Raw genomic sequence first — 23714 nt, forward strand, 5'->3', positions numbered from 1 at the left:
TTGTTTCGCGTTATTTTAATATAATGAATAATAATGCAGCTAACGATGCTCCTATAAGCGGCCCCACTACAGGTACCCAAGCATAGCGGAGGTCGAAGTGTGCTTTGTTTTTGATGGGGAGCAAGGCGTGTATGATCCGCGGGCCCAAATCTCGGGCAGGATTGATGGCATAGCCTGTGGTACCCCCTAAAGATAGTCCAATAACCCAGACGAGAAATGTCACAGGAATAGCGCCTATCGAGCCTAAGCCAACAGGTGAGTGGTCTGCCAAGCTTGCATCTTTGAAGTGTAATATGGTGAATATCAAAACGAATGTTCCTAATGCTTCACTAAATAGATTTATTGGGATATTTCGGATGGCTGGTGCTGTACAGAATACGGCTTGTTTAGCTCCGGGATTATCGGTTTGATCAAAATGGTCTTTGTATGTAATCCATACGAGGGTGGCTCCGGCCATCGCACCTAAAAACTGTGCTCCAATGTAGGATAGGGTAGATTGTAGGTCAATATTCCCCATGATGTAGTTGGCTAATGTAACCGCTGGATTGAGGTGTGCACCACTGTAAGGACCTGCTATGGTCACTCCAACAAATACTGCGAATGCCCAAGCTGTGGTGATGACAATCCAACCCGAATTGTTTCCTTTGGTCTGGTTTAAGACGACATTGGCGACTACGCCTCCTCCAAGGAGTATCATCGCGGCAGTTCCTATTAGTTCTGCTGTAAAAGGTGTCATAGTATAGGGTTTATTTGATTGGTTAGCGGATTATTGATTGTTATAATTTGCCCAAAATTTGGCTGTTTCGGTCGCTCGTTTCCATTCTGCGAGTTGTGTACCGTATTTACTTGATTTTGTAGGGGCAAATATTTTATCTTCTTCCCATAATGCTTGGAGTTCTTTTGTGTCTTTCCAGAATCCAACAGCTAATCCGGCAAGGAATGCAGCCCCCATTGCTGTCGTTTCAGTAATAGCTGGTCGAATTACTTTGGTTTTTAAAATATCGGCTTGAAACTGCATGAGGAAGCTATTCTGTGTGGCTCCGCCATCTACCCGTAGTTCTTTTATTCGGGAAGAGGAATCTGCTTCCATCGCTTTTAAGATATCGTATGTTTGGTATGCTATGCTTTCTAGTGAGGCCCTGGCGATGTGCGCGGCATTGGATCCGCGGGATAGACCTACCATCGTGCCCCGTGCTTCGGCATTCCAGTGGGGAGCACCTAATCCAGAAAATGCAGGTATAAGGTAGACGCCATTGGTGTCTGGTACGCTGTTAGCCAGTTTTTCTACTTCATGGGATTTACGTATAATACCCAGTTCATCCCGGAGCCATTGTACTACAGCTCCTCCAATAAAGATGCTGCCTTCTAGCGCGTAATTGACTTCTTTTCCAATCTTCCAGGCAATGGTGGTAACCAGTTTGTTGTTAGATATGACTGGTTTTTTTCCAATATTCATTAACAAGAAGCAACCTGTTCCATAAGTGTTTTTGACCATGCCTTTTTGGGTGCATAATTGCCCGAAAAGAGCTGCTTGCTGATCTCCAGCAATGCCGGCTATAGGAACTTGGACCTTCGTGATTTCTTGCGTAGTATGGCCATATACTTCCGAACTGCTGCATACCGTTGGTAACATGGACTCTGGTATTTCGAAGATATCCAGAAGTTCTTTGTCCCATTGCAATGTGTGTATATTTAGCAGTAAGGTACGTGAGGCGTTTGAAACATCGGTGATATGCTTCTCTCCATTGGTGAGATTGTACACTAGCCAGGAATCTACCGTGCCAAAGGCAAGCTCTCCTTTTTCTGCCAATTGTTTGGCTCCTTTTACATTATTGATTATCCAATTGATCTTGGACGCTGAGAAGTATGCATCAATCAGTAGACCTGTTTTTTCTTGTATAATCCGTTCGAACCCTTTCTCTGCAATTTTTTTACAGTAATCAGCTGTTCTACGATCTTGCCAAACGATAGCATTGTAGATTGGTTTTCCTGTTTTTTTGTTCCATACTATGGTGGTCTCCCGCTGATTGGTAATACCTATAGCTTTAATAGCTTCTAGTTTTAATTTTGTTTTGGCTATGACCTCGGTCATGACTGCAAGTTGGGTCGACCATATTTCCTGCGCATCATGCTCTACCCAACCTGATTTGGGGTATATCTGGGTAAACTCTTTCTGAGCAATCTCTACGATTTCTCCTTTTTGGCTGAAAAGGATAGCTCTGGAGCTGGTGGTTCCTTGGTCCAAAGCGAGTATGTATTCCTTCTTCATCATATATCTGGTTTATTATTAGGCGTTTTTATGATTATAGCGTGTAATTGTTGACTAAGATTGTATAATCTTCGATTTCTCTAGCTATCCATGCTTCATCTTTGCCGAGTTCTTGTGCCATAAGCATTGCTACCTTTGGTGCGGCTTGAAGCGAGGCTTTGGCATCTAATAGGAGAAAGCGTACTCGTCTTGCTAAAAAGTCTTCGATCTTGGCAATCATTTCATAACGGCAGGCCCAAACCACTTCAGCCGCTAGAAATTCATAAGAAGGGTGAAGTTTCTCTCCTAAGGCAGGAGATTCTGATGCTAATTTCATCAGGGGCACAATATCTGAACCGTATACTTGCCAGTGTCCTGGCTTTTTCTCCAGGGAATAACCGTGTATAGGAAGGTTGTGTGTCTTGCATGCTGCAGGTTGTAAATTTGCTGTTGTTATGGCTAAATTTACTGTTTCCTCAGCCATTTTTCGATAAGTGGTCCACTTTCCGCCAGTGATTGTAATCAGTTGTGAATTACTCTTGATAAGTTTATGATCTCTCGATATTTCTTTGGTGCTTTCAGAGTTGCCATCGGTAGGGGCGGCTAGTGGTCGTAAGCCTGCGAATACGCTCAAGACATCTTTTTCTGTAGGAGCGTTCTCCAAGTAGTCGTTTGCTGTTTTAAGAATGAACTCGATTTCCTCATTCAGTGGTCTAGGTTCGATTTGATGAGCATGCAAGGGAGTATCTGTCGTGCCAAGTAATACCTTGTCATGCCATGGCACTCCAAATAGTACGCGTCCGTCACTGGTTTCTGGTATCATCAGTGCGTCTTCATTGCCCAAGAACTTCTTGTCAATGACGATGTGTGCACCTTGACTTGGACGAACGATGTCCTTATGGGTAGGAGTATCCAGTTTGAGTATATCATCTACAAACACTCCAGTCGCGTTTATGACTGCTTTGGCTTGAATAGTAAAGTTGTCTCCCGTCATGGTGTCTGTTAGGGTCAGACCATTTGTCTTTCCTGAGGAGTCTTTGGTAATATTGATTACCTCCGCATAATTCAGTAGTGTAGCGCCATGAGCAGAGGCTGTTTGTCCTAAATTGATGGCTAATCTTGTATCATCAAATTGACCGTCATAGTATTGTACACCGCCTACGAGTCCTTTAGTTTTTATCTTTGGCAGTTTTAAACTTACTTCGTCTTTGTTTAATAATATAGATTTTCCTATTCTGAGTTTTCCGGCCATCCAGTCATATAGTTTGAGGCCGATTAGGAATTTCAATTTATTAAAAGTAGAATAGGAAGGTATTACAAAGCTCTGTACAAAAGAAACATGGGGGGCATTTTTAAAGAGCAGACCTCTTTCTTTTAACGCAGACAGCACCAATTTCACATCGCCGTTTGCCAAATAGCGTACGCCGCCGTGTACGAGCTTTGTGCTTTTACTTGAGGTTCCCTTTGCAAAATCATATTTTTCGACAAGCAGTGTACGGTACCCTCTTGACGCGGCATCAACGGCAATTCCTAAGCCTGTCGCGCCTCCGCCTATAATGGCAATGTCCCAAGTCGGTGTATTTTGAATGCTTTTTAAAGCTTCGTTTCTTGTGAATTTCATTTTGATTTACTGTGTTTGTTTATGCTTTGTTTTGTAAAAATAACAAAAAACGTAAATAAACGAAAGTTTATGAAGTCTTTTAGATAAATGCCTTGATTTTGGAATAACTTAATTATCTTGGGATTGTGAATGTTGTGGGCAGCGATTCTGTGCTAATAGCTGCTACGGAAAGCAAGGAATAATCGTTAAGCAAATAGTATTATCAAAAATATATAGTAATAATCCCTATGAATAATGTCGAACGACATCAGTATATTATTAAACAGGTAAATCAAAACGGACATGTTTCTGTGTTGGATTTATGTGAAGAATTGGGCGTTTCTTCTGTAACAATCCGTAAGGATTTACAGTTTTTGGAAGACACGGGGTTGGTTTATCGAACACATGGAGGTGCTACAAGGCAAAATCCCTATCAAACAGATAGGCCTGTTATTGAAAAGGAAAAGCTGTATGAGGATGAGAAAATTCGTATAGCTGGTGTGGCTTCTCGTTTAGTGCTGGCTAATGATTCTATTATCATTGGTTCTGGGACAACAACTCAGTTTTTGGCTAGGGAAATCATGCCGCAAGGTAACTTAACGGTGGTCACTTCGGCCTTAAATGTGACTTTGGAGCTACTGAAGCATCAAAATGTAGAGGTTATTCAATTGGGTGGGTCTGTACGACGGACGTCTTCGTCGGTGACTGGCCAATATGCAAATAATATCTTAGATCATTTTTTCTGCTCTAAATTGTTCTTGGGGGTTGATGGAATTGACCTGGACTATGGTATATCTACGACAAATGCTCAAGAGGCAATGTTGAATCAAAAGATGATTACGGTCGCTCAACAGGTCATTGTATTAACAGATTCCAGTAAATTTGGTCGGAAGAGTTTTGGGAAAATAGTTGATTTTTCGCATATCGATATCATTATTAGTAATGAGATACCGCCTGCTTTTCAGGAACTTTTTGACTCGCTGGGAATTGAAACGATAATCGCGAAATAGCGAATTTGTATCAACAAAAAGGGGCTTAATTGTAATTAAGCCCCTTTTTGTTATATCTGTGTTCTTTTAGAACTTAGCACCTAACGTCAGGACGCCGCTTGTTCTTTTGTGATCAATAGATGCTACCGGGCTAGGAGCTTTCCAAAAGTCCTCTGCTATAGCGTAAGCGGTTTGATTATACGAATTGACTTGATGTACAACAGCTAGATCCATATAAAGGGAGTTTGTTAATTTTACACCCAACCCTAAGCTGCCACTGTAGTTTTCATCTTTAATGCCATCTTTATAAGGATTGCCAAAATAATTGAAGCCAGCACGACCACTTAAGATATTAGTAAATAAGAATTCTCCTCCGATTCTGAAGTTGACAGCGTTTTTATATAAATTTTTAATATCCCTGTTTATATTATCGTAGTTTCCTCCACCTGAATAATTGGCCGATGAATAACGCATGGTATTGTATGTGACATACTCCATGTCTGCTGTTAAGAGTCCTCTACTGAAGAACTTGGATAGACCTAAGCCAAATTTCCAAGGGGTAGTCATGTTGTAGTCGTATTCTCCAGGATGAAAATCAGATTTGTATACATGAAATGGATCTTTGGCAGTATCATCATCATAGTAATACACATCGGTGTAGGCTCTTGTATCATCTTGGATGGTCATCCAAGTGGGGGTACTGATTGTCAAACCAATATTCCAATCTGTTGCTGGTTTATAGATCATGCCTAATTTGATGTCGACACCGGATCCTTCTGTCACCTGATCTTGATTGTCAAAGAGTTCATAACTTGCTTCTACGAAATCATATTCATTATTTGCCGGATCCGCATAGACAGAATTTGGATTATCTGCTAATATTTCATCTCTGCTTTTGGTCCAGCCATTTTCAATAAACTGGGTGTTCTTTTCGTATCGGAATGAGGTGATTCCAAGTGTAGCACCAATGTAGAATTTATTATTGTAGTTGGAACCAAAAGCAATAGCTGTTTTGCTGCGGTTACCACGTGTAATAATATCGTTGTATTGCCTTTTGTCAGATGCCTCTTTGGCTAACGAAAAGTATCCCATATTAGGATCTTCGAATTGCTCTACAATGTTTGATTTAGCGAAATCACTTCTAAAATCACCAATTTTATCATTTGCCATCAAATCCGAAAGTGCATTTACAATCGTGGTTTGATTGTTTACTCCTTCGTAGGTTAGTCTATTGTTAAAATTTTGTGTTTTATTATAGCTTAATCCTACATTGAAATTCAACCATCCGGAATTGGAGCGGTAGTTCGAGGACGGGAAACTGAATACAACACCTGCCTGATCTATTCCAAAGTTGTCTTTTTTACTGTTAGAATTCATGCCTTGGTAAGCGGTTTTGTTTGTATTTCCGAGGTAATCAAAGGTAATAGACATATCTGAGCGACTGAAAAAACCGAGTCCAGCTGGGTTTCCGCCAATAGCTGAAATATCGCCACCTAGTGCTGTCTGGGTATTTCCCATTCCTTTCATTCTCGCCGATCCCCCATTGTCCTCTCTTGAAAATATCAATGCGTCGTCTACGGACTGGGCATGTGACTGTGTCCAAAATACGCTAGATACGAAAACTGATAGGATTATATATTTAAACTTCATAAAGTATTATTTGTCCGTTAAATAAACAGCCAATCATATAATTGGCTGTTTATAAACTATATAAATATTTGTATTTTTAATTTTAAAGAACTTCAGTTGTGCACATTCCTCTTGTTTCTAGATAGCTGTAACAATCTAGCGTCTTGATGAACCTGATGAACGCGTCGATGAAGCGCCACCTCCGCCTCCGCGGGACATAGAACCACCACCACTGGACATGGATGAACCGCTGCTTCTAGAAGGAGGTGTGTATGTACTTCCGGAAGATCGAGAGCTGCCGCTATTTGAACGACGACTTTGTGGGGCTGTAGTTGGTCTCGAAGTGCTTGATCTGTCTGTAGTCGTAGGCCTTGCTACGGTACCCTGGTTTGTGGTCTGTCCACGTCTACTACTTGTTGCACGAGTGGCTGTTCCTCTTCCTGAGTCCATATTTCCTCTATTTACTTCAGTAGAAGTTCCTCTACGTGATGTATTGGCTGAGCCTCTTAGGCTTCCAGCATCTCCGCGAGATGTTCCTACTCGGTTTGATATTGTACCATCGGTAGTACCTCTACGACTTGATGTGGTGGACCTAGTGTCGATACGACCGTTAGCATCACGGACCACTCCTGTGGAACCTCTTCTACTAGAGGTAGATCCTGCGTCTCTACGGCTAGAGCTTGCTGTTCTCGTGTTGAATCTATCTCGGTTGGTAGAGCGTACAGAAGAATTAGCAGGACGTCTACTGCCATAATAACCATTGTTATAATAGTAGTTGTTATTGTATCCGTAGTATGGGTGTCCCCAAGAATTGTAATAGGAGTTGTGCCCCCAATAGCCGCCATACCCGTAGTATGGTCTTCCCCAGCCGTATCCGTAATAGGGTGAGCCCCAGCCGTAGCTGTAGTAAGGAGAGCCCCAACCAAATCCAATCGACCAGCTAGATCCCCATCCCCAATTGGACCATCCTAAACCAAAACCACCGTATCCGTACCACGGGTCAAACCAAGGATCGTAATAGGTCATCCCAGGTGATGAATAATAGAATCTGTTTATACGGTTAGCGTACTCTAAATCTTGATATCCGCCATCGTTGTATTCTTCATCTGAATATTCATCTGAATAGTATCCGTTGTCAACATTTGAATTAGATGGTTGTTGTTCCGTGTAGTAGTAGTCTGGACTTTGATAAACTGGTGCCGGTCTTCCCGCAGCTTGATTGTTATAGACATCGTCTCTATACGTAACTTGTCTACTCGTCGAGCAGGAGCTCAATACGGCAACAAGTGCTAAGGTCCATCCGCCGATAAGTAATCTATTTGTTTTCATCTGCTTGTTTTTTATTTAGTTTCCAGAAGGAGTCTTTGTTGTGAATAGTTCATCAGATTCTGTGATGTTCACATTGGGGCTCTTTATATCTTTATCACTAAAGTGTCTATATAATCTAGTGTCTTTTTACTATCTTAGACGCATATTTTTGCAAAGGTTTAATCCCGGTCTTAAAAATATAAATAAATTTATTAGCGAAAAAAGATATTGCTACGGATTGTCCGTAACGACAATATATTGTTACAAATTAAATAGTTATAAAAGAACAATGAGCAAAGGAATAACGAGTAGAAGCGAGGATTATTCTCAATGGTACAATGACCTGGTGATTAAGGCTGATTTAGCAGAGAATTCTGCTGTGCGCGGTTGTATGGTCATTAAGCCCTATGGGTATGCAATTTGGGAGCGTATGCAGGCCATCTTGGACAAGCGCTTTAAGGAGACAGGGCATAGTAATGCTTATTTTCCCTTGTTTATTCCGAAGTCTTTTTTTTCGAAAGAAGCTTCTCACGTAGAAGGTTTTGCTACAGAGTGTGCTGTGGTGACACATTATAGGCTCAAAAATGATGGAAGCGGAAATATTGTTGTTGATGAAGAGGCTAAGTTAGAAGAGGAGCTTATTGTACGTCCAACGTCGGAAACCATTATCTGGAATACCTATAAGGGCTGGATTGAGTCTTATAGGGATTTGCCAATCTTGGTCAATCAATGGGCTAACGTGGTTCGTTGGGAAATGAGGACACGTTTGTTTTTGAGAACTGCAGAGTTTTTATGGCAAGAAGGACATACAGCACATGCTACAAGTGAAGAAGCAATTGCAGAGGCCGAGCAAATGCTGGAAGTATATGCGGATTTTGCTGAAAACACGTTAGCGGTTCCAGTAGTCCGTGGCCGAAAAACAGAAAACGAACGTTTTGCCGGAGCACTGGATACTTTTTGTATAGAAGCCTTGATGCAGGATGGTAAGGCGTTACAGGCTGGTACTTCTCATTTCTTGGGTCAGAATTTTGCAAAGGCTTTTGATGTTAAATTTACCAGTAAAGAAGGAAAGCAGGAGTATGTATGGGCAACATCGTGGGGTGTGTCGACCCGTCTGATGGGTGCACTTATCATGGCTCATTCGGATGATCAAGGTTTAGTATTGCCTCCAAAATTAGCGCCTATACAAGTCGTTATTGTGCCTATCTATAAAACAGATGAGGAGAAAGCTAACATTGATGGATTTGTTAAGAATCTACAAAAGGAGCTGAGCGGTAAGGATATCTCTGTTAAGTATGATGACCGTGATACACAGCGTCCTGGGTTTAAATTTGCGGAATGGGAATTGAAAGGGGTGCCCGTACGTGTGGCGGTAGGTGCACGTGACATGCAGAACGGAACAGTGGAACTGGCGCGTCGTGATAAGCAAACAAAAGAAACAGTAGCGCAAGAAGATCTAGCCAATACGATAGAAGTACTTTTGGAAGATATTCAACAGCATATCTATCAGAAAGCGATTGATTTTAGGGCGTCACATACTACGGAAGTAAATTCTTATGAAGAATTTAAACAGGTTATAGAAGGTAAGGGCGGTTTTGTCTCTTGTCATTGGGATGGTACGGTAGAAACGGAAAAGCGGGTGAAGGAAGAGACAAAAGCTACTATCCGCTGTATTCCTTTAGACGCTAAAGAAGAAGAGGGAGTATGTATTTTTACAGGTAAACCTTCGTCTAGAAGAGTTCTTTTTGCGAAAGCATATTAGATATAGCACGACGTATTTGTATAAAAACAGTGAAACCGTAAAATTCGACAATTTTACGGTTTTATTATTTATGTTATTTTAGGAGGGAGAAATCTTTATGGTTAACACCGATTCGCAAAAATCCAGTCAGCGTATTCTTATTTTAGGGGGTGGCTGGGTAGGTCAAGATGTCGCCGCGCTTATGTATGGAGCTGGATATGAGGTGTGGATGTCTACGACTTCATTAGATAAAGTCATTCTGTTTGAGAGCTTGGGATATCATGGGGTTTACATTGACTTCGATGAGGAATTGGAAGGGGAGATAGCGTTGCCTGATTCCGTTGATTTTGTTCTGAACTCTGTCCCCGCTGCATCGAGAAATACCGCAGAGGTGCTCGGCAGTAGGTTCCGTAATGTTGCATGTCTTTTGCAACGGATTGTTTTTAAAAAACATATTTTTTTGAGTTCTATCGGTGTATATCCAGATAAAGACGGTTTGTATGATGAAGAATGGACGGGTGAATTGGATGAAAGACTGTGTGCGGCCGAGCGGATTATGGTGGAGTTACCTGGTACGCTTGTATATCGATTGGGGGGACTGTTTGGTAAGGAACGGATATTCGCAAAATATTTTGGCGGGAGAGTGTGTCAAAGTGGGGAGCAGCCTGCTAATTTTGTGCATTTGGAAGATGTGTCTGCGTTGATCAAGCAGGGATTTGAATCGTTGGCTACTCCTGACATTTATAATATTGTAGCTCCAATGCATCCAATGAAAAAGGAGGTCATCCTAACGTCCGCATCCAAGTACGGATTACCTCTTCCATCCAGTTTTGATACTACAGTTAGCCATCAAAAGTTCGTATCGGGGCAGAAGATTATCGATAAGCTGAAATATTCGTATAAGTATCCTTCACCACTAGATTTTTAGTAAGTTTATATGAACAAAATTTTTGAATACTATGGCTTATAAGTTTGCAACCCGTGCTATACATGCCGGACAGGAAGCAGATCCTGCCACTGGAGCTATTATGACTCCTATATATCAGACATCCACCTATAAGCAGCCGTATCCAGGAGAGCATAAGGGATTTGAATACTCGCGGGGAACGAATCCGACGAGGAAGGCTCTAGAGGATTGTTTGGCGTCGCTAGAAAATGGTAAGTATGGTCTAGCCTTTGCATCGGGGATGGCTGCCACGGATTGTGTGTTACGTCTGTTAAAACCAGGTGATGAGGTATTGACCGGTGATGATCTGTATGGTGGGTCTTATCGTATTTTTACCAAGGTGTATGCTGATTATGGAATTCATTTTCGTTTTGTCGATACTACGGATGTGGAGGCTATAAGGCAAGCAATTACGGAAAGAACGAAGTTAATATGGATTGAGACGCCTACCAACCCTACCTTGCAGTTGGCAGATCTGGAGGCCATTGGTCGTATTGCTAAGGCTACTTCTGTATATTATGTGGTTGATAATACATTTGCGTCACCTTATTTGCAGAACCCATTGGATATGGGGGCTGATATCGTAATGCATTCTGCTACAAAGTACATTAATGGACATTCGGATGTTGTAATGGGGGCTTTGATCATGAATGATGAAGTACTCTACAAGCGGTTGCGTTTTTATTATAATACCTGTGGTGGGACGCCTGGCCCTCAAGACTGCTTTTTAGCCTTGCGCGGTATAAAAACGCTTTACTTGCGTATGCGTGCACATTGCGAAAATGCTAGAAAAGTGGCCGAGTTCCTGAAAGATCATCCTAAGATAGAAACTATTTATTGGCCAGGATTCGAAACGCATAAGGGACATGAGATTGCGAAAAGGCAGATGCGGGATTTTGGTGCGGTGGTTTCTATTGTGCTACGGGATGCCGATTTGGAGGAGACATTTCGTATCGCTTCTAGGTTTAAGCTATTTTCGATCGCAGAGTCATTAGGAGGGGTGGAGTCGATGGTTAATCATTCGGCGACAATGTCCCATGGTTCTATGACCAACGAAGAGCGTCTGCGTGTAGGTGTGGTTGATAATATGTTACGGCTTTCTGTCGGTATTGAAGATGCCGATGATTTGATTGCCGATTTAAAGCAAGCGTTGAGGTAGTATGGGGAGTTTTAACCTGAAGGAATTTCTTGATAACAAGGTGGATGAGTATAATCGTCCGGATTTTATAGAAAATGACCCGATATTGATTCCTCATCTTTTTAGTGATAAAAAGGATATCGAAATCATGGGTTTTATTGCTGCTATCTTGGCGTGGGGACAGCGGAAGACTATTATTAATAAATGTAAAGAACTAATCGACAGGATGGATGGTACACCTTATGATTTTATACGAAATCATAAGGATACTGATCTCAAGAGCTTGTTGGGATTTAAGCATCGTACTTTTAATGATACGGATCTGCTTTACTTTGTTGCTTTCTTTAGGCATCATTATATGGAATCTGATTCGTTGGAGGATGCTTTTTTGATAGGGCAGGAAGCGGGATATCCGTTGATCGACATTGAGATAGCATTAAATAGGTTTAAGGCTTATTTTTTTTCTTTAGCGGATTATCCCACACGTACGAGAAAACACGTGAGCTCGCCCTTCCAAAAGTCGACTTGTAAGCGGCTAAATATGTTTTTGCGCTGGATGGTGCGTCGTGACGAGCAGGGAGTAGATTTTGGTATATGGAAGCGAATATCTCCAGCTCAGTTGGTGTGTCCTTGTGATGTGCATGTGGAGCGCGTAGCGCGTAAGTTTGGATTAATCACTTTAGATAAGGTCAATTGGAAGACGGCCCTAGAACTGACGGAGAATCTTTTGATCCTAGATCCGAATGATCCCGTGAAATATGATTTTGCCCTGTTTGGATTGGGGGTGGAACGAGAAATGTAATCGTTTGTGAGAGAATATTTACAACATCTTAAACATTTCACGATGTGGTCCTATTCCTGGGATATCAAATTCGTCGGACATGTACTCAAATCCTAAGGCTTCGTAAAAGGGAAAAGCGATTACTCTTGCATTGAACCATAGGTATTCTATGTGGAGCTGCGAGCGGAGATGTTCCATCGCTGCTCCCAGTAATTGGGCAGCATATCCTTTCCGTCTTCCTTCGGGAGCGGTGGCCATCCCACGCAATCTATATGCTGATTTCGGAAGTTTACCGTGGTTCTCTTGCATACAGGTAAGTATACATACTAGGTCGTCTCCCTCGTAATATCCCATGTGAAATGTTGTTGGATATAGGTCATGATCAAACATACATTCGGTAGTAGGAAGGCTACCTCGAAGTACAAGAGATCGTAGCTGTAGAGTCTGCTCTGCTGTTATAAAACGAATCACAGTTTGCTTATTTTGTCCAATATATCTACTAATCTGTTGGAATATCCAAACTCATTGTCGTACCAACCTACTACTTTGACCAAGCCTCCGACAATGGAGGTCAGCTGAGCGTCAAATACGCAAGAATAGGGGTTGTTTATAATATCAACGGATACAATAGGATCTTCTGTATAGTATAATACTTGTTTGAGATCCCCTGCAGCAGCAGCTTTGAACTTTTCGTTGATCTCCGCAACAGTAGTTTTTTTCTTGAGTGTACAAGTGAAATCAGTTAATGAACCATTCAATACAGGAACGCGTATGCCAGCTCCGCCTAGTTTTCCTTCTAAATGTGGAAAGACATTGGTAATGGCTTTAGCTGCTCCTGTGCTGGTTGGTATGATGGATGAGGAGGCAGCTCTTGCTCTGCGCAAATCTCGATGAGGAGCGTCATGTAGGTTTTGGTCTCCAGTCATCGAGTGGACGGTGGTAATATAGCCATCTTCAATTTGCCAGTTTTCGTCGAGGATCTTTACTAAAGGTGCTACATTGTTTGTGGTACAGGAAGCGTTAGAGAAAACAGGAGCTCGCCAATCAAAATCTATATCGTTTATCCCTAATACTACGGTAGGTACATCCTTGTCTGAAGATGGAGCAGAAATAATTACTTGTTTGGCTCCAGCATCAAGGTGTAGGCTCGCTTTGTCACGAGAGGTGAAAAAACCTGTGGATTCTACAACTATATCAATTTGCAAATCGGACCAAGGTAGCTCCACAGGATTTTTTTTGTTGAGTATCGTTATTTTCTTCCCGTTTACATTCAGAAAATCTTCGCCATGGGTTATTTCTCCTGGAAAGGGGCCATGTACTGAATCGTATTTCAATAGATGGGCTAGCGTAGCGGGGTCTGTCAGATCATTGATTGCTACAATGTTGATGTTAGGAATCTGACGAACCAGTAGGTTGCGTAAGGTATGTCTACCTATGCGACCAAAGCCATTTATTGCTATTTTCATATGTAAATTATATGTTTTTCAAAGGCCATCAATTTGTCCCAATTTGTCGAGATGGAATATCCAAGCTGTTTTTATTGGCGCTTGTGCATCCAATGTTAGATGGATATTTCATGATGGATATAACTTGTTGTGTCGAGCTTATTATTTTGTGTAGGCTGCTATTATTTCATTGATGTTTTTGTCACCATCCCAATGTGTCTGTAGTTTATTGTCTTTCCCATAGACATAGTTAGCAGGGAATTGTCCTGGGACATGGAATTTTTGTATGAATTCCTGATTTCTGTCGTACAGCACCTCAACGTTGGGTTTGCCAACTAATTCTTTGGCAAATGTTTCTAAGAAAGAAGCCATCAATGCTGGGTCGTTCATGGAAACAAAGTATATATTGACACCTTTAATCCGGTCGTAGTTTTTTCCTAATGCTGCTGCCTCTGTTCTGCAGTGGGAACATCCCGGGTCAAAAAGAATGAAAACTGTTTTTTTTCCTGTAGGGATATCGCTATTCGTAAATGAAATACCTGATTTTACTTTATAAAAAGTAAAGGCCGGAATCTGTGCTATAGGATCGCCTTGAGCAAGATTGCTCATGTTGCTTTCGGGAGTTTGAGGGGCTGCACTATTGGTATTATGTTCATGCGCACTATGATCGTGACCGCTGTGATCGTGACCTTGATGGGCGTCCGCTTCTGTTTTGGTTTTTTCCGTATTACTTGGGGTATTAGAGCAACTGGATAACCCCAACGATACGCTTACAATAAGATAAGCTGGTATAATCATTTTCTTCATACGTTTGTTTTTTGTCCTTACAAACTTAGATAAAATGCTTTGTATTTAGCGAATGCCTATAGGAAAAAACTGTGAATCTGACGTTGTTATGTTGAATCTAATAGACATAAAAAAAGGCTATCATTCGATAGCCTTTTTTTATAATATCTGATGACAGATTAAGGTGTCACTACTTTTACTTTTTCCTCAGCTGGCTTAGCAATTGCTTTGTCTTTACCTAAGTCATATACTGTAGGAGCCGCTAGTACAATCGAAGAGTATGTACCTACGACAATACCGATCAGGATCGCAAAAGAGAAACCTCTGATAACCTCTCCACCGAATACGAACAATACTGCTAGTACGAAGATAATTGTTAATGAAGTAATAATTGTACGGCTCAATGTGGTATTGATTGCTTGATTTACAACATCTCCAAAGTATTTATTCATACCTTTTGACTTGCTTACATCTTCACGTATACGGTCAAATACAACTACTGTATCATTGACCGAATAGGCCAGTACAGTAAGGAATGCCGCTACAAAGTGCTGGTCAATATCCAATGAGAATGGAACAATGCCATCTAATATAGAGAATAGACCTAATAGAATAATACCATCATGTATCGTTGCGACAGCTGCACCCACTGAATATTGCCATTTGTGGAAACGCACTAAGATATAAGCTGCAATAATCAATACAGAAAGTATACTAGACCAGGCTGCTCTTCCTTTAATATCTGATGCAATAGATGGCCCTACCTTTTGAGAAGAAAGGATTTCGTATTTATTTCCTTGCTCTTTGGATAGACCTTCATTTAATTTTGCTAATACTTCCGCATCAGCTTCATCCGAAGTTTCTGTGATATGATAAGTTGTTGTTACACGAACCTGGTTCTCACTACCAAATGTTTTTACCTCTGTGGTGGACTGGAAAGTTTCATCTAAGTTTTTACGAATAGTTTCTAGATTAACAGCTTTGTCATAACGAACAGTATAGGTACGTCCTCCTTGGAAATCTACACCTAAAGTGAATCCTTTGGTGAAAACGAAACCTAAAGAGATTGCTACAGCGATCAGTGATACGATATAGAATTTTTTACGGTTTTTGATAAATTGATAGTTTGCGTTTTGAAGTGTTTTCTCCGACCAAGGGAATGAAACTGATATTTTCATATCTCTGTCTAACATAAACTCGAAAATCAAACGCGATATAAAAATAGACGTAAATAGCGATGTGATAATACCAATCATCAATGTTGTCGCAAAACCTAAGATAGGTCCTGAACCAAAGAAGAATAATACAACACCAACTAGACCTGTCGTAATCTGGGAGTCTAAGATGGATGGTAATGCATGTTTATAACCATCGGCTATAGCTTGACGAACACTTTTGCCTAGGCGAAGTTCTTCACGTATACGTTCGTATATCAGTACGTTGGCATCCACAGCGGTACCCATTGTCAATACGATACCAGCAATACCAGGTAGTGTCAATACTGCGTTTAATGATGCTAAAATACCTAATAAGAAGAATACGTTGAATAATACCGCAATATTAGCTGCCCAACCTGCTCTATTGTAATAGACAACCATGAATATCATTACGACTACAATACCAATTATCGCAGAGTTAACTCCTGAGTCAATTGCTGCCTGTCCTAATGAAGGACCTACAATAGCTTCTTCTACGATTTTAGCTGTTGTAGGAAGGCGACCTGCCTTCAATACGTTAGCTAAATCTTTCGTATCTTCAATAGTGAAGTTTCCTGAGATTGAAGAACTACCTCCTGGGATTTCATTGCTTACGGTAGGGGCTGAATATACCACGCCATCTAAGACGATAGCGATTGATGCTTTAGTCTGCGCTGCTTTAGCAGTGATACGTCTCCATTCTTTAGCACCATAAGAATTCATCTGCATGGATACTTCAGGAGCATTGGTTTGTGGATTGAAAGCATCTCTAGCGTCTGTAATAACTTCACCTGTCAATACTGCTCCGTGTTCTCCAGGAATCGGTTTGATCGCATATAGGGACAGGAAATTAGGGCTACGGTGCTCCGGTTTTACAGCCCACATCAATTTTAAGTTTGAAGGGATCTGTGATTTAATCTCTGGTCTTGCTAAGTAAGCATTTACTTTAGCTGTATCTTTTAGGTTTGCTATACCTACTTGGGCGCCAGGTGCTAACTGTTGTTGACCATTCTCAGCTTGATATATGGATGGCATCAATACACTGAACAGTGGGTTTTCGTTTGCTAGATTGGCAGCTATGGTACTGGAATCTTGTTTGTCTCCTTTATTCGTTCCAAGGTTCGCAAGTAGATTGTCCTCTTTTTTGGTGGTATCTACTGCTGTTGAATCTGTTGTAGAAACTGTTTTTGGTGTTTCGTTAGTTTTCAGCGAGCTTGCTAGAGAACGATTTATGTTCTCTAATAAAGGATAGATCTGCATGTTGTCATGCGTTTCATAGAACTCTAATTTGGCTGACCCTTGTAAGAGTTTGCGCACGCGACTTTCATCATTGACACCAGGTAGTTCGATAAGGATACGGTTTGTTCCTTGTTGAATCTGAATGTTTGGAGATGCAACACCAAATTTATCAATACGTGTACGTAATACTTTGTATGAATTTTGGATCGCATTGTCTGCTTCTTTTTGAAGGAAACTTTTTAAATCTGAATCTGAACTCGTTGCTTTGATGAAAGCGGAGTTATCTTTTGTCGCAAAAAATGAAGCTAAACTAGCTGATGCACCACTAGCTTTATAATCTTCGATGAAAAGATCGACAACAGATTTGTTTGACGATTTACTTTTTTGAATTGCTGAGTTTAGAGATGCGTTAAACTTTTCGTCCTTTGGATTGTTAGCTAAGTTTTTAATTAACTCATCTAAGGAAATCTCCATAGTGACGTTCATCCCACCTTTAAGATCTAGCCCTAGAGCAAGTTCATAAGATTTACATTCTCTGTACGTGTACTTGGCAAAGCCCAAGTTATAAACCGTTTCACCCGCAATGGAATCGAGGTATGCCTTTTCCTTTGCGATATCGCCTCCTGCATATGCCTCAGCTTCACGTTCCACTTTTCTTGTTACAAAAGTGAATGATAAAGAATAGAGACAAGCTAATGCCACTATTATTACCAAAAATTTAATCAGCCCTTTACTCTGCATTTTCTGTATTCGTCTATTAGTTTGATATAGTTTATGTTTTTTAATTGCTTTAAATCTCGTGAAAATATGTCAAAGTATCGTTAATCATTGGGCTAAAAAAGGACTGTGAAGTCTTTTTAGAGGCTTGGATTATACTTAACACTTTAACAAAATATATTTTACCAAGAATCGCAAAGGTATAAAAATTTTGTATAATGAAAACAAAATATATAGATAACTATTGAAAAGTTTTTGTTATGGGAATATGAACAAAATATTAGCAAAAGTGTCTAATGAGGAGACACCTATGGCGCAATCGGACTTTTTGTTTCCGATTGCGCTATGAAAAGGCTTTTTGTTTCAGCTATGCGTGTTTATTGGCTATAGCATAGGATTGAAGTGGTTGTGTGTGTGTTATTTTAACGTGAATTTGAATCCCAGGGTGAATCTTGACGGCTCGAAGCTCGAATTGTGGGTTAAGTTCCACCAAGGTTTCCAGTCAAAATGAAAGGCCAACGGAGCGGAAGGTATTTTGAATTCGAGACCGACGGCGGGACGAATAGCGACATGAGTGTGATTATCACGGTGTTTGTCGTCAAACCAGATACTGTTGTTGTTAAGAAAGGTCAACTGTGGACCTATGCCAACGTACCAACTGAGTCCGCGAGCGCCACGGATCGGCTGATTGTAGGAGTAATCTACTCCTATTAATGTAACATTGTCACCGAATAGAACCTGTGCATTCCCCGCGTTTTGATTATCAAAAAAATGTTTGACCTGTGGGCCGCCTAAGGTGGGGCCATCACCTACATCTATGCCTACCCCTAGGGCAGTTCTATAGGACTGTGCTTTTACAATAGTCGAGGAGCCAAGAAACAAAGCTATCGCAAGTACAGATAGAGCCGATTTTTTCATATGTATATAATTTGATTTTCAGTTGCCATATGGAATATCCAAAATATATTCATTCGTGTTTGTGAAGTTGCTGCTACATGGATATTTCATATGTATATAATTATTTCGTGATCCGCCAGTTGGCGGATCGGTTTGTTTTTTATTGTCTTATGGAGTACTCAAGAGGAATGCTTCGCTAAACATGAGTATTTCATCTGAACTTGTATGTATTAGTATAATTAAATAAAAGGTGATGAAGCTTTACTGTGGTCGCATACTCTGTATATTGAAGATAGCGGCAAAGGGTGCTTCGGTCTTTTATAGTTGTGCTTCGTAAAGCTAAGCAAAGAACTTGCCAAAATGTTGCGATTGGCTTTAATTGTTGGTTAAAAAAATGAATATAATCTGAGCGTCATTAAATGGGGGCTGTTATTTTTATTTTGGTTTTTTGATAAAAAATTGTAATTTTGCCTGGCAAATAGAAAACCCACAAGATATTTGCCATGCAATTAGATCCACAAAAATTCGTAGCTGAAGGTCTCACATATGACGATGTATTATTAATACCAGCTTACTCCGAGATTCTACCTAGAGATGTAGATACAAGCACTTTTTTAACGAAGAAGATAAAACTAAATATACCGTTGGTTTCGGCTGCGATGGACACAGTCACGGGATCTGATCTGGCAATCGCTATTGCACAGGCAGGTGGAATAGGGATGTTACATAAGAACATGACTATTGGTGAACAAGCTGCTGAGGTGCGTAAAGTAAAACGATCAGAAAGTGGTATGATTCAGGATCCTGTCACATTGTTGGAATCAGCTACAGTGGGAGATGCATTCAGTATCATGAAAGAGCATAAAATCGGCGGTATTCCTGTTATAGATTTGGATGGCAAGTTGGTTGGTATCGTTACGAATCGGGATTTGCGTTTTCAAAAGAATATGGCTCGTCCTATTAATGAGTTGATGACAAAGGATAATCTTGTTGTTGCTCCTGAAGGAACGGACCTGGTCAGAGCAGAGGAGATTCTTCAAAATCATAAAATAGAGAAGTTGCCTGTGGTCGACAATAACTATATGTTGAAGGGACTGATTACCTTTAAAGATATACAGAAATATAAGCATTACCCTAATGCAGCAAAAGATGAGCATGGACGTTTATTAGTTGGTGCAGCTGTAGGGGTTACGGGAGATACTTTGGAACGGGTTGATGCATTGGTGAAAGCCGGGGTGGACGTAATCACGATAGATACGGCACATGGGCATTCTCTAGGTGTAATTAATAAGTTGAAGGAGGTTAAGTCGAAATATCCTGAGTTGCAGGTTATCGTTGGAAATATTGCAACTGGAGCAGCAGCAAAAGATCTTGCGGATGCAGGTGCGGATGCTGTCAAAGTTGGTATTGGTCCAGGTTCAATATGTACGACCCGTATCATTGCAGGTGTTGGGGTTCCTCAGTTATATGCTATTTATGAAGTCGCTAAAGCGTTGAAAGGTACCGGTGTACCTTTGATTGCAGATGGAGGAATCAAGCAGACAGGGGATATTGCTAAGGCTATTGCTGCTGGGGCATATACAATTATGGCTGGTTCGCTATTCGCCGGAGTTGAAGAAGCGCCAGGTGAGACCATTTTACTCGAAGGACGAAAATTTAAATCTTATAGGGGTATGGGTTCTATCGAGGCAATGGAGAAAGGTTCGAAGGATCGGTATTTCCAAGACGTAGAAGATGACATTAAGAAGTTGGTACCTGAAGGGATTGTCGGTCGAGTGCCTTACAAAGGAACTTTAGCGGAAGTTGTGTATCAATACATAGGTGGTTTGCGTGCTTCGATGGGCTATTGTGGTGCAGCGTCTATAGCGAAATTACAGGAAGCGCAGTTTGTGCGAATTACCGGAGCTGGCTTGAGAGAGTCACATCCTCATAATATACAGATTACAAAAGAGGCACCGAATTATAATAGTAGGGGGTAGTTTATTTTTTGTAAAAAAGTAAAAAGGAAGGTGCCTAGATAGGTGCCTTCCTTTTTTTTGTTTGCTTTTCCATATTTATTACTGTAAATTGTCATTGGTTATCAACTTTATATATCATTTATTTAAAAATATAGTTATGGGAAAAGGAGATAAGAAGACAAGAAGAGGTAAGATTATAATGGGATCTTATGGAAAGCGAAGACCCGGACGGAAAAAAGAGCTTGGAAAGAGCCAGACTGTCCCAAAAGATAGTAAATAGGCAACCGAAAGGTTGCTTTTTTATTAGTGAGGCTTTTTAGTTGGTGGATATTATGTTTTTTTGTTATTGTTTTTGTATTAAATTGTGTTTTAAAATATGAATTTAATAAAAATATAAGCTTTTTGATATTAAATTGTATATTTGTTGCGTGCTTTTCAGGAGATCCTATTGCTAAGACGATCCTGTATTGGCAAACTAATCAGTGATACGAAAGGATCATACATAATTTATTGAAATGAAATTAAGTCAAAAACAAGCCGTATTTGAGAATGAAGTGCTCACGCGCTTTGATTTATTTAAAAGTCTATTCTTAACATTGCCTTTTCAACGTGTAAAACATACAGGTACATTGCTTCCATTTTTTACGACACATTGTGAGCAGGGTGTAGAAAAGAACTCGACTCCAGAGGCTATCATTGATAGTTTTTTTCAACAGTATGAGCAATATATCCAGGATGAGGATCGGGTTGATCTTCTTTTTCGGATTGTTCAGTACATAGAGCGACAGGTTGTTTTATTTGATGCAATAGAGGATTCTTCTTTTCAGTCTGTAGGTAAAAGTGATGAGATCGGAGGGTTAAATTCTTTGTTTCGGTTGGCTCAGAATGATGGCAAGCTAAAAAAACAGCTCGTAGAGAAGTTGCGTGATTTTTCAGTACGTCTAGTGTTGACTGCTCACCCTACACAGTTTTATCCAGGTCCGGTGTTGGGGATAATTAATGATCTGATCGAAGCTATAAAAGCAAATGATATTTCCAATATTCACTTATTGTTGCAGCAATTGGGGAAAACACCTTTTATCAAACAACAGCGGCCTACTCCAGTGGATGAAGCGATAAGTCTGGCCTGGTACTTGGAAAATGTTTTTTATAAGGTTACTTCTGGTATCCAATCTAAAATCGATGATGAACTGGAGGTTCCCTCGGAAGATGTAAAGCAGTTGATAGAGTTGGGTTTTTGGCCGGGGGGGGATCGGGATGGAAATCCTAATGTAACCGTGGAAAGTACGAAAAAAGTAGCGGGGATGTTAAGGACTATTTTATTCCGGTGCTATTATCGCGATTTTAGGGTGGTGAAGCGACGGATTACCTTTAAGGGCGTGGAAAGTTACTTGGAGAATCTTCAGGAGATATTCTACACTAATAGTTTTCATACAGTGGATAATCCTACAGATGATACGACAGAAATTCTTAAGAACCTACATGCTATTAGGGAGGTACTTCATTCTTTACACAATGGACTTTTTGTTGAGCTTGTTGAGGATTTGATCCGTAAGGTAAATACGTTTGGGTGCTACTTTACGACATTGGACATTCGTCAGGATAGTTCCGTATTGCGACAGACTATGGATTATTTGGTTCAGGAGCATGGGGAAGAGGTAGGTGTTGAGCTGAATCAGCTAACAAGGGACGAGGAGAGGAAACAACGAGCGCTTCGTTTTACCGAGAATGATTTGGCATATCAAGAGGATGCTGAGCCGCTTGTGAAAGATACAATAGGGGTAATACGGCTTTTGAAGGATATTCAGCGTTCGGGAGGTGAACGTGCTGCACAACGTTTCATTATTTCAAATTGTCAACAGGCTTCGGATATATTGGGGCTGATGCAGTTGTTTTTGTGGGAGGGGTGGGAGACCGATAAGTTGTTTGTTGATTTTGTGCCTCTCTTCGAAACTGTGGATGATTTGTCTCGTGCGGCAGCAGTGATGCGTACATTATATAGTAACCCTCATTATGCTGCTCATCTCAAAAGACGAGGAAATAAGCAAACTATTATGCTTGGTTTTTCGGACAGTACGAAAGATGGTGGATACTTGATGGCCAATTGGTCTATTTACAATGCCAAAGTGGAATTGACTGCACTCGCTAGGGAATATGGAGTTGATCTGGTATTTTTCGATGGCCGTGGAGGTCCTCCGGCACGTGGGGGTGGCAAGACGCAACGTTTCTACGCGTCTATGGGGACAGAAATTGAGAACAAACATATTCAATTGACTATACAGGGGCAGACCATCAGTAGCCAGTATGGATCGTTGGATACAGCGCAGTATAACATTGAACAGTTACTTCATGCAGGATTGATTTCGGAGATAAAGCAAAATCAAGGAGATACACTGACGGAAAAGCAGAAGCAAATTATCGAAGATATGGCGGAAGCAAGTCATACTAAGTTTTTGTCTCTGCGTAATCATCCTTTGTTCTTGACCTATCTAGAAGCATTGAGTCCGTTGAAAGCACTTTCTTCTATCAATATCAGCAGTCGTCCTGTGAAAAGGAATTCGGATAAAGATCTTCGGTTAGAGGATCTTCGAGCTATATCGTTCGTTACTTCATGGAGTCAGCTAAAACAGAATATTCCTGGTTTCTTTGGCGTAGGGACAGCTCTTCAATGGGCTGAGGAGAATAACCTTTGGTCTTATGTGCGGAATCTTTACGAAAACTCTGGTTTTTTCAATACGCTGATTGATAATTGCATGATGTCTATGACAAAATCTAATTTTTCTATCACGTCTTATATGAAGGATGATCCGACTTTTGGAGAGTTCTGGAATATATTGCATGACGAGTATACAAAGACTAAGAATTATCTGCTGAAATTGAGCGGAGCTACTGTACTGATGGAAAATTATCCGGTCGAACGTGCTTCTATTTTGGAACGTGAAAAGATAGTACTGCCGCTATTGATTATCCAGCATTATGCGATCCGTATATTGCGTGCAGGGGACTTGTCTGCTGAGCAGGAGGAGGTTTATAGAAAGCTTATCGGGCGTACTATATATGGTGTTGTCAATGCTGGAAGAAATCTTGCATAATAGA

Annotated in this window: 18 protein-coding genes; 8 read left to right on the forward strand and 10 right to left on the reverse strand. The window is 40.7% G+C overall.

Features of this window, described 5'->3' with window-relative positions; genetic code table 11:
* Positions 1 to 10: 10 nt before the first annotated feature.
* Genes M472_RS32000 through M472_RS32010 form a run of 3 tightly spaced genes read right to left on the reverse strand, consistent with a single transcriptional unit; the run spans position 11 to position 3869 of the window.
* A complete protein-coding gene (locus M472_RS32000) occupies positions 11 to 736 on the reverse strand; it encodes an MIP/aquaporin family protein (RefSeq protein ID WP_022829314.1) in 726 nt (241 codons plus the stop codon).
* Positions 737 to 766: 30 nt separating this feature from the next.
* Positions 767 to 2272, reverse strand: coding sequence for a glycerol kinase GlpK (glpK, locus tag M472_RS32005; protein ID WP_022829315.1), 1506 nt, complete (start codon positions 2270 to 2272; stop codon positions 767 to 769).
* 31 nt (positions 2273 to 2303) lie between these two features.
* The gene (locus M472_RS32010) at positions 2304 to 3869 is read right to left on the reverse strand and encodes a glycerol-3-phosphate dehydrogenase/oxidase (RefSeq protein ID WP_021069982.1); all 1566 of its coding nucleotides are present in this window, start codon (positions 3867 to 3869) and stop codon (positions 2304 to 2306) included.
* Positions 3870 to 4096: 227 nt separating this feature from the next.
* Here M472_RS32010 and M472_RS32015 point away from each other — a divergent pair, with 227 nt between their 5' ends.
* Complete coding sequence (locus tag M472_RS32015) at positions 4097 to 4858, forward strand: DeoR/GlpR family DNA-binding transcription regulator (RefSeq protein ID WP_021069983.1); 762 nt, start codon at positions 4097 to 4099, stop codon at positions 4856 to 4858.
* A 66-nt stretch (positions 4859 to 4924) separates the two neighbouring features.
* Here the strand turns inward: M472_RS32015 and M472_RS32020 are convergent, their stop codons facing one another.
* Positions 4925 to 6487: an OmpP1/FadL family transporter gene (locus M472_RS32020; RefSeq protein WP_021069984.1), complete on the reverse strand. Its 1563-nt coding sequence runs from the start codon at positions 6485 to 6487 to the stop codon at positions 4925 to 4927.
* 135 nt (positions 6488 to 6622) lie between these two features.
* Entirely contained in the window at positions 6623 to 7795 is a 1173-nt protein-coding gene (locus M472_RS44915) for a hypothetical protein (protein ID WP_081643135.1), read from the reverse strand.
* A gap of 268 nt (positions 7796 to 8063) precedes the next feature.
* On the opposite strand from M472_RS44915, the gene proS reads away from it, so the two are divergent.
* The 4 genes from proS to M472_RS32045 all read left to right on the forward strand — a co-directional run bounded on the left by proS (position 8064) and on the right by M472_RS32045 (position 12401).
* A complete protein-coding gene (gene proS / locus M472_RS32030) occupies positions 8064 to 9536 on the forward strand; it encodes a proline--tRNA ligase (RefSeq protein WP_021069986.1) in 1473 nt (490 codons plus the stop codon).
* 97 nt (positions 9537 to 9633) lie between these two features.
* Positions 9634 to 10443 (forward strand): Rossmann-fold NAD(P)-binding domain-containing protein, encoded by an 810-nt coding sequence (locus M472_RS32035; RefSeq protein ID WP_021069987.1) that lies wholly within the window; start codon positions 9634 to 9636, stop codon positions 10441 to 10443.
* 31 nt (positions 10444 to 10474) lie between these two features.
* Positions 10475 to 11620, forward strand: coding sequence for a cystathionine gamma-synthase (locus tag M472_RS32040; protein WP_021069988.1), 1146 nt, complete (start codon positions 10475 to 10477; stop codon positions 11618 to 11620).
* Position 11621: 1 nt separating this feature from the next.
* Entirely contained in the window at positions 11622 to 12401 is a 780-nt protein-coding gene (locus M472_RS32045) for a TIGR02757 family protein (RefSeq protein ID WP_021069989.1), read from the forward strand.
* An 18-nt stretch (positions 12402 to 12419) separates the two neighbouring features.
* On the opposite strand, the gene M472_RS32050 is transcribed toward M472_RS32045, so the two are convergent.
* The 5 genes from M472_RS32050 to M472_RS32070 all read right to left on the reverse strand — a co-directional run bounded on the left by M472_RS32050 (position 12420) and on the right by M472_RS32070 (position 18681).
* On the reverse strand, positions 12420 to 12851 hold the full coding sequence (locus M472_RS32050) for a GNAT family N-acetyltransferase (RefSeq protein ID WP_022829316.1): 432 nt from the start codon (positions 12849 to 12851) through the stop codon (positions 12420 to 12422).
* Positions 12848 to 13846 (reverse strand): type I glyceraldehyde-3-phosphate dehydrogenase, encoded by a 999-nt coding sequence (gap, locus tag M472_RS32055; RefSeq protein WP_021069991.1) that lies wholly within the window; start codon positions 13844 to 13846, stop codon positions 12848 to 12850. Before gap ends, M472_RS32050 begins: the two co-directional genes overlap by 4 nt.
* Positions 13847 to 13987: 141 nt before the next feature.
* Positions 13988 to 14632: a peroxiredoxin family protein gene (locus M472_RS32060; RefSeq protein ID WP_021069992.1), complete on the reverse strand. Its 645-nt coding sequence runs from the start codon at positions 14630 to 14632 to the stop codon at positions 13988 to 13990.
* 158 nt (positions 14633 to 14790) lie between these two features.
* Entirely contained in the window at positions 14791 to 17787 is a 2997-nt protein-coding gene (secDF, locus tag M472_RS32065) for a protein translocase subunit SecDF (RefSeq protein ID WP_021069993.1), read from the reverse strand.
* A gap of 393 nt (positions 17788 to 18180) precedes the next feature.
* Positions 18181 to 18681: a hypothetical protein gene (locus tag M472_RS32070; RefSeq protein WP_021069994.1), complete on the reverse strand. Its 501-nt coding sequence runs from the start codon at positions 18679 to 18681 to the stop codon at positions 18181 to 18183.
* Between the two features lie 482 nt (positions 18682 to 19163).
* Between M472_RS32070 and guaB the strand changes: the two genes are divergently transcribed.
* From guaB to M472_RS32080, 3 genes are all read left to right on the forward strand, one after another.
* On the forward strand, positions 19164 to 20639 hold the full coding sequence (gene guaB / locus M472_RS32075) for an IMP dehydrogenase (RefSeq protein ID WP_021069995.1): 1476 nt from the start codon (positions 19164 to 19166) through the stop codon (positions 20637 to 20639).
* A 136-nt stretch (positions 20640 to 20775) separates the two neighbouring features.
* Positions 20776 to 20898 carry a 30S ribosomal protein THX gene (locus M472_RS44920; RefSeq protein ID WP_021069996.1) on the forward strand — a complete coding sequence of 41 codons (123 nt, stop codon included), beginning with the start codon at positions 20776 to 20778 and terminating at the stop codon, positions 20896 to 20898.
* Between the two features lie 235 nt (positions 20899 to 21133).
* Positions 21134 to 23710 carry a phosphoenolpyruvate carboxylase gene (locus tag M472_RS32080; protein WP_021069997.1) on the forward strand — a complete coding sequence of 859 codons (2577 nt, stop codon included), beginning with the start codon at positions 21134 to 21136 and terminating at the stop codon, positions 23708 to 23710.
* The last annotated feature ends 4 nt before the right edge of the window (positions 23711 to 23714 follow it).

Origin of the sequence: Sphingobacterium paucimobilis HER1398 (assembly GCF_000416985.1) — a bacterium.
GTDB classification, from domain to species: domain Bacteria; phylum Bacteroidota; class Bacteroidia; order Sphingobacteriales; family Sphingobacteriaceae; genus Sphingobacterium; species Sphingobacterium paucimobilis.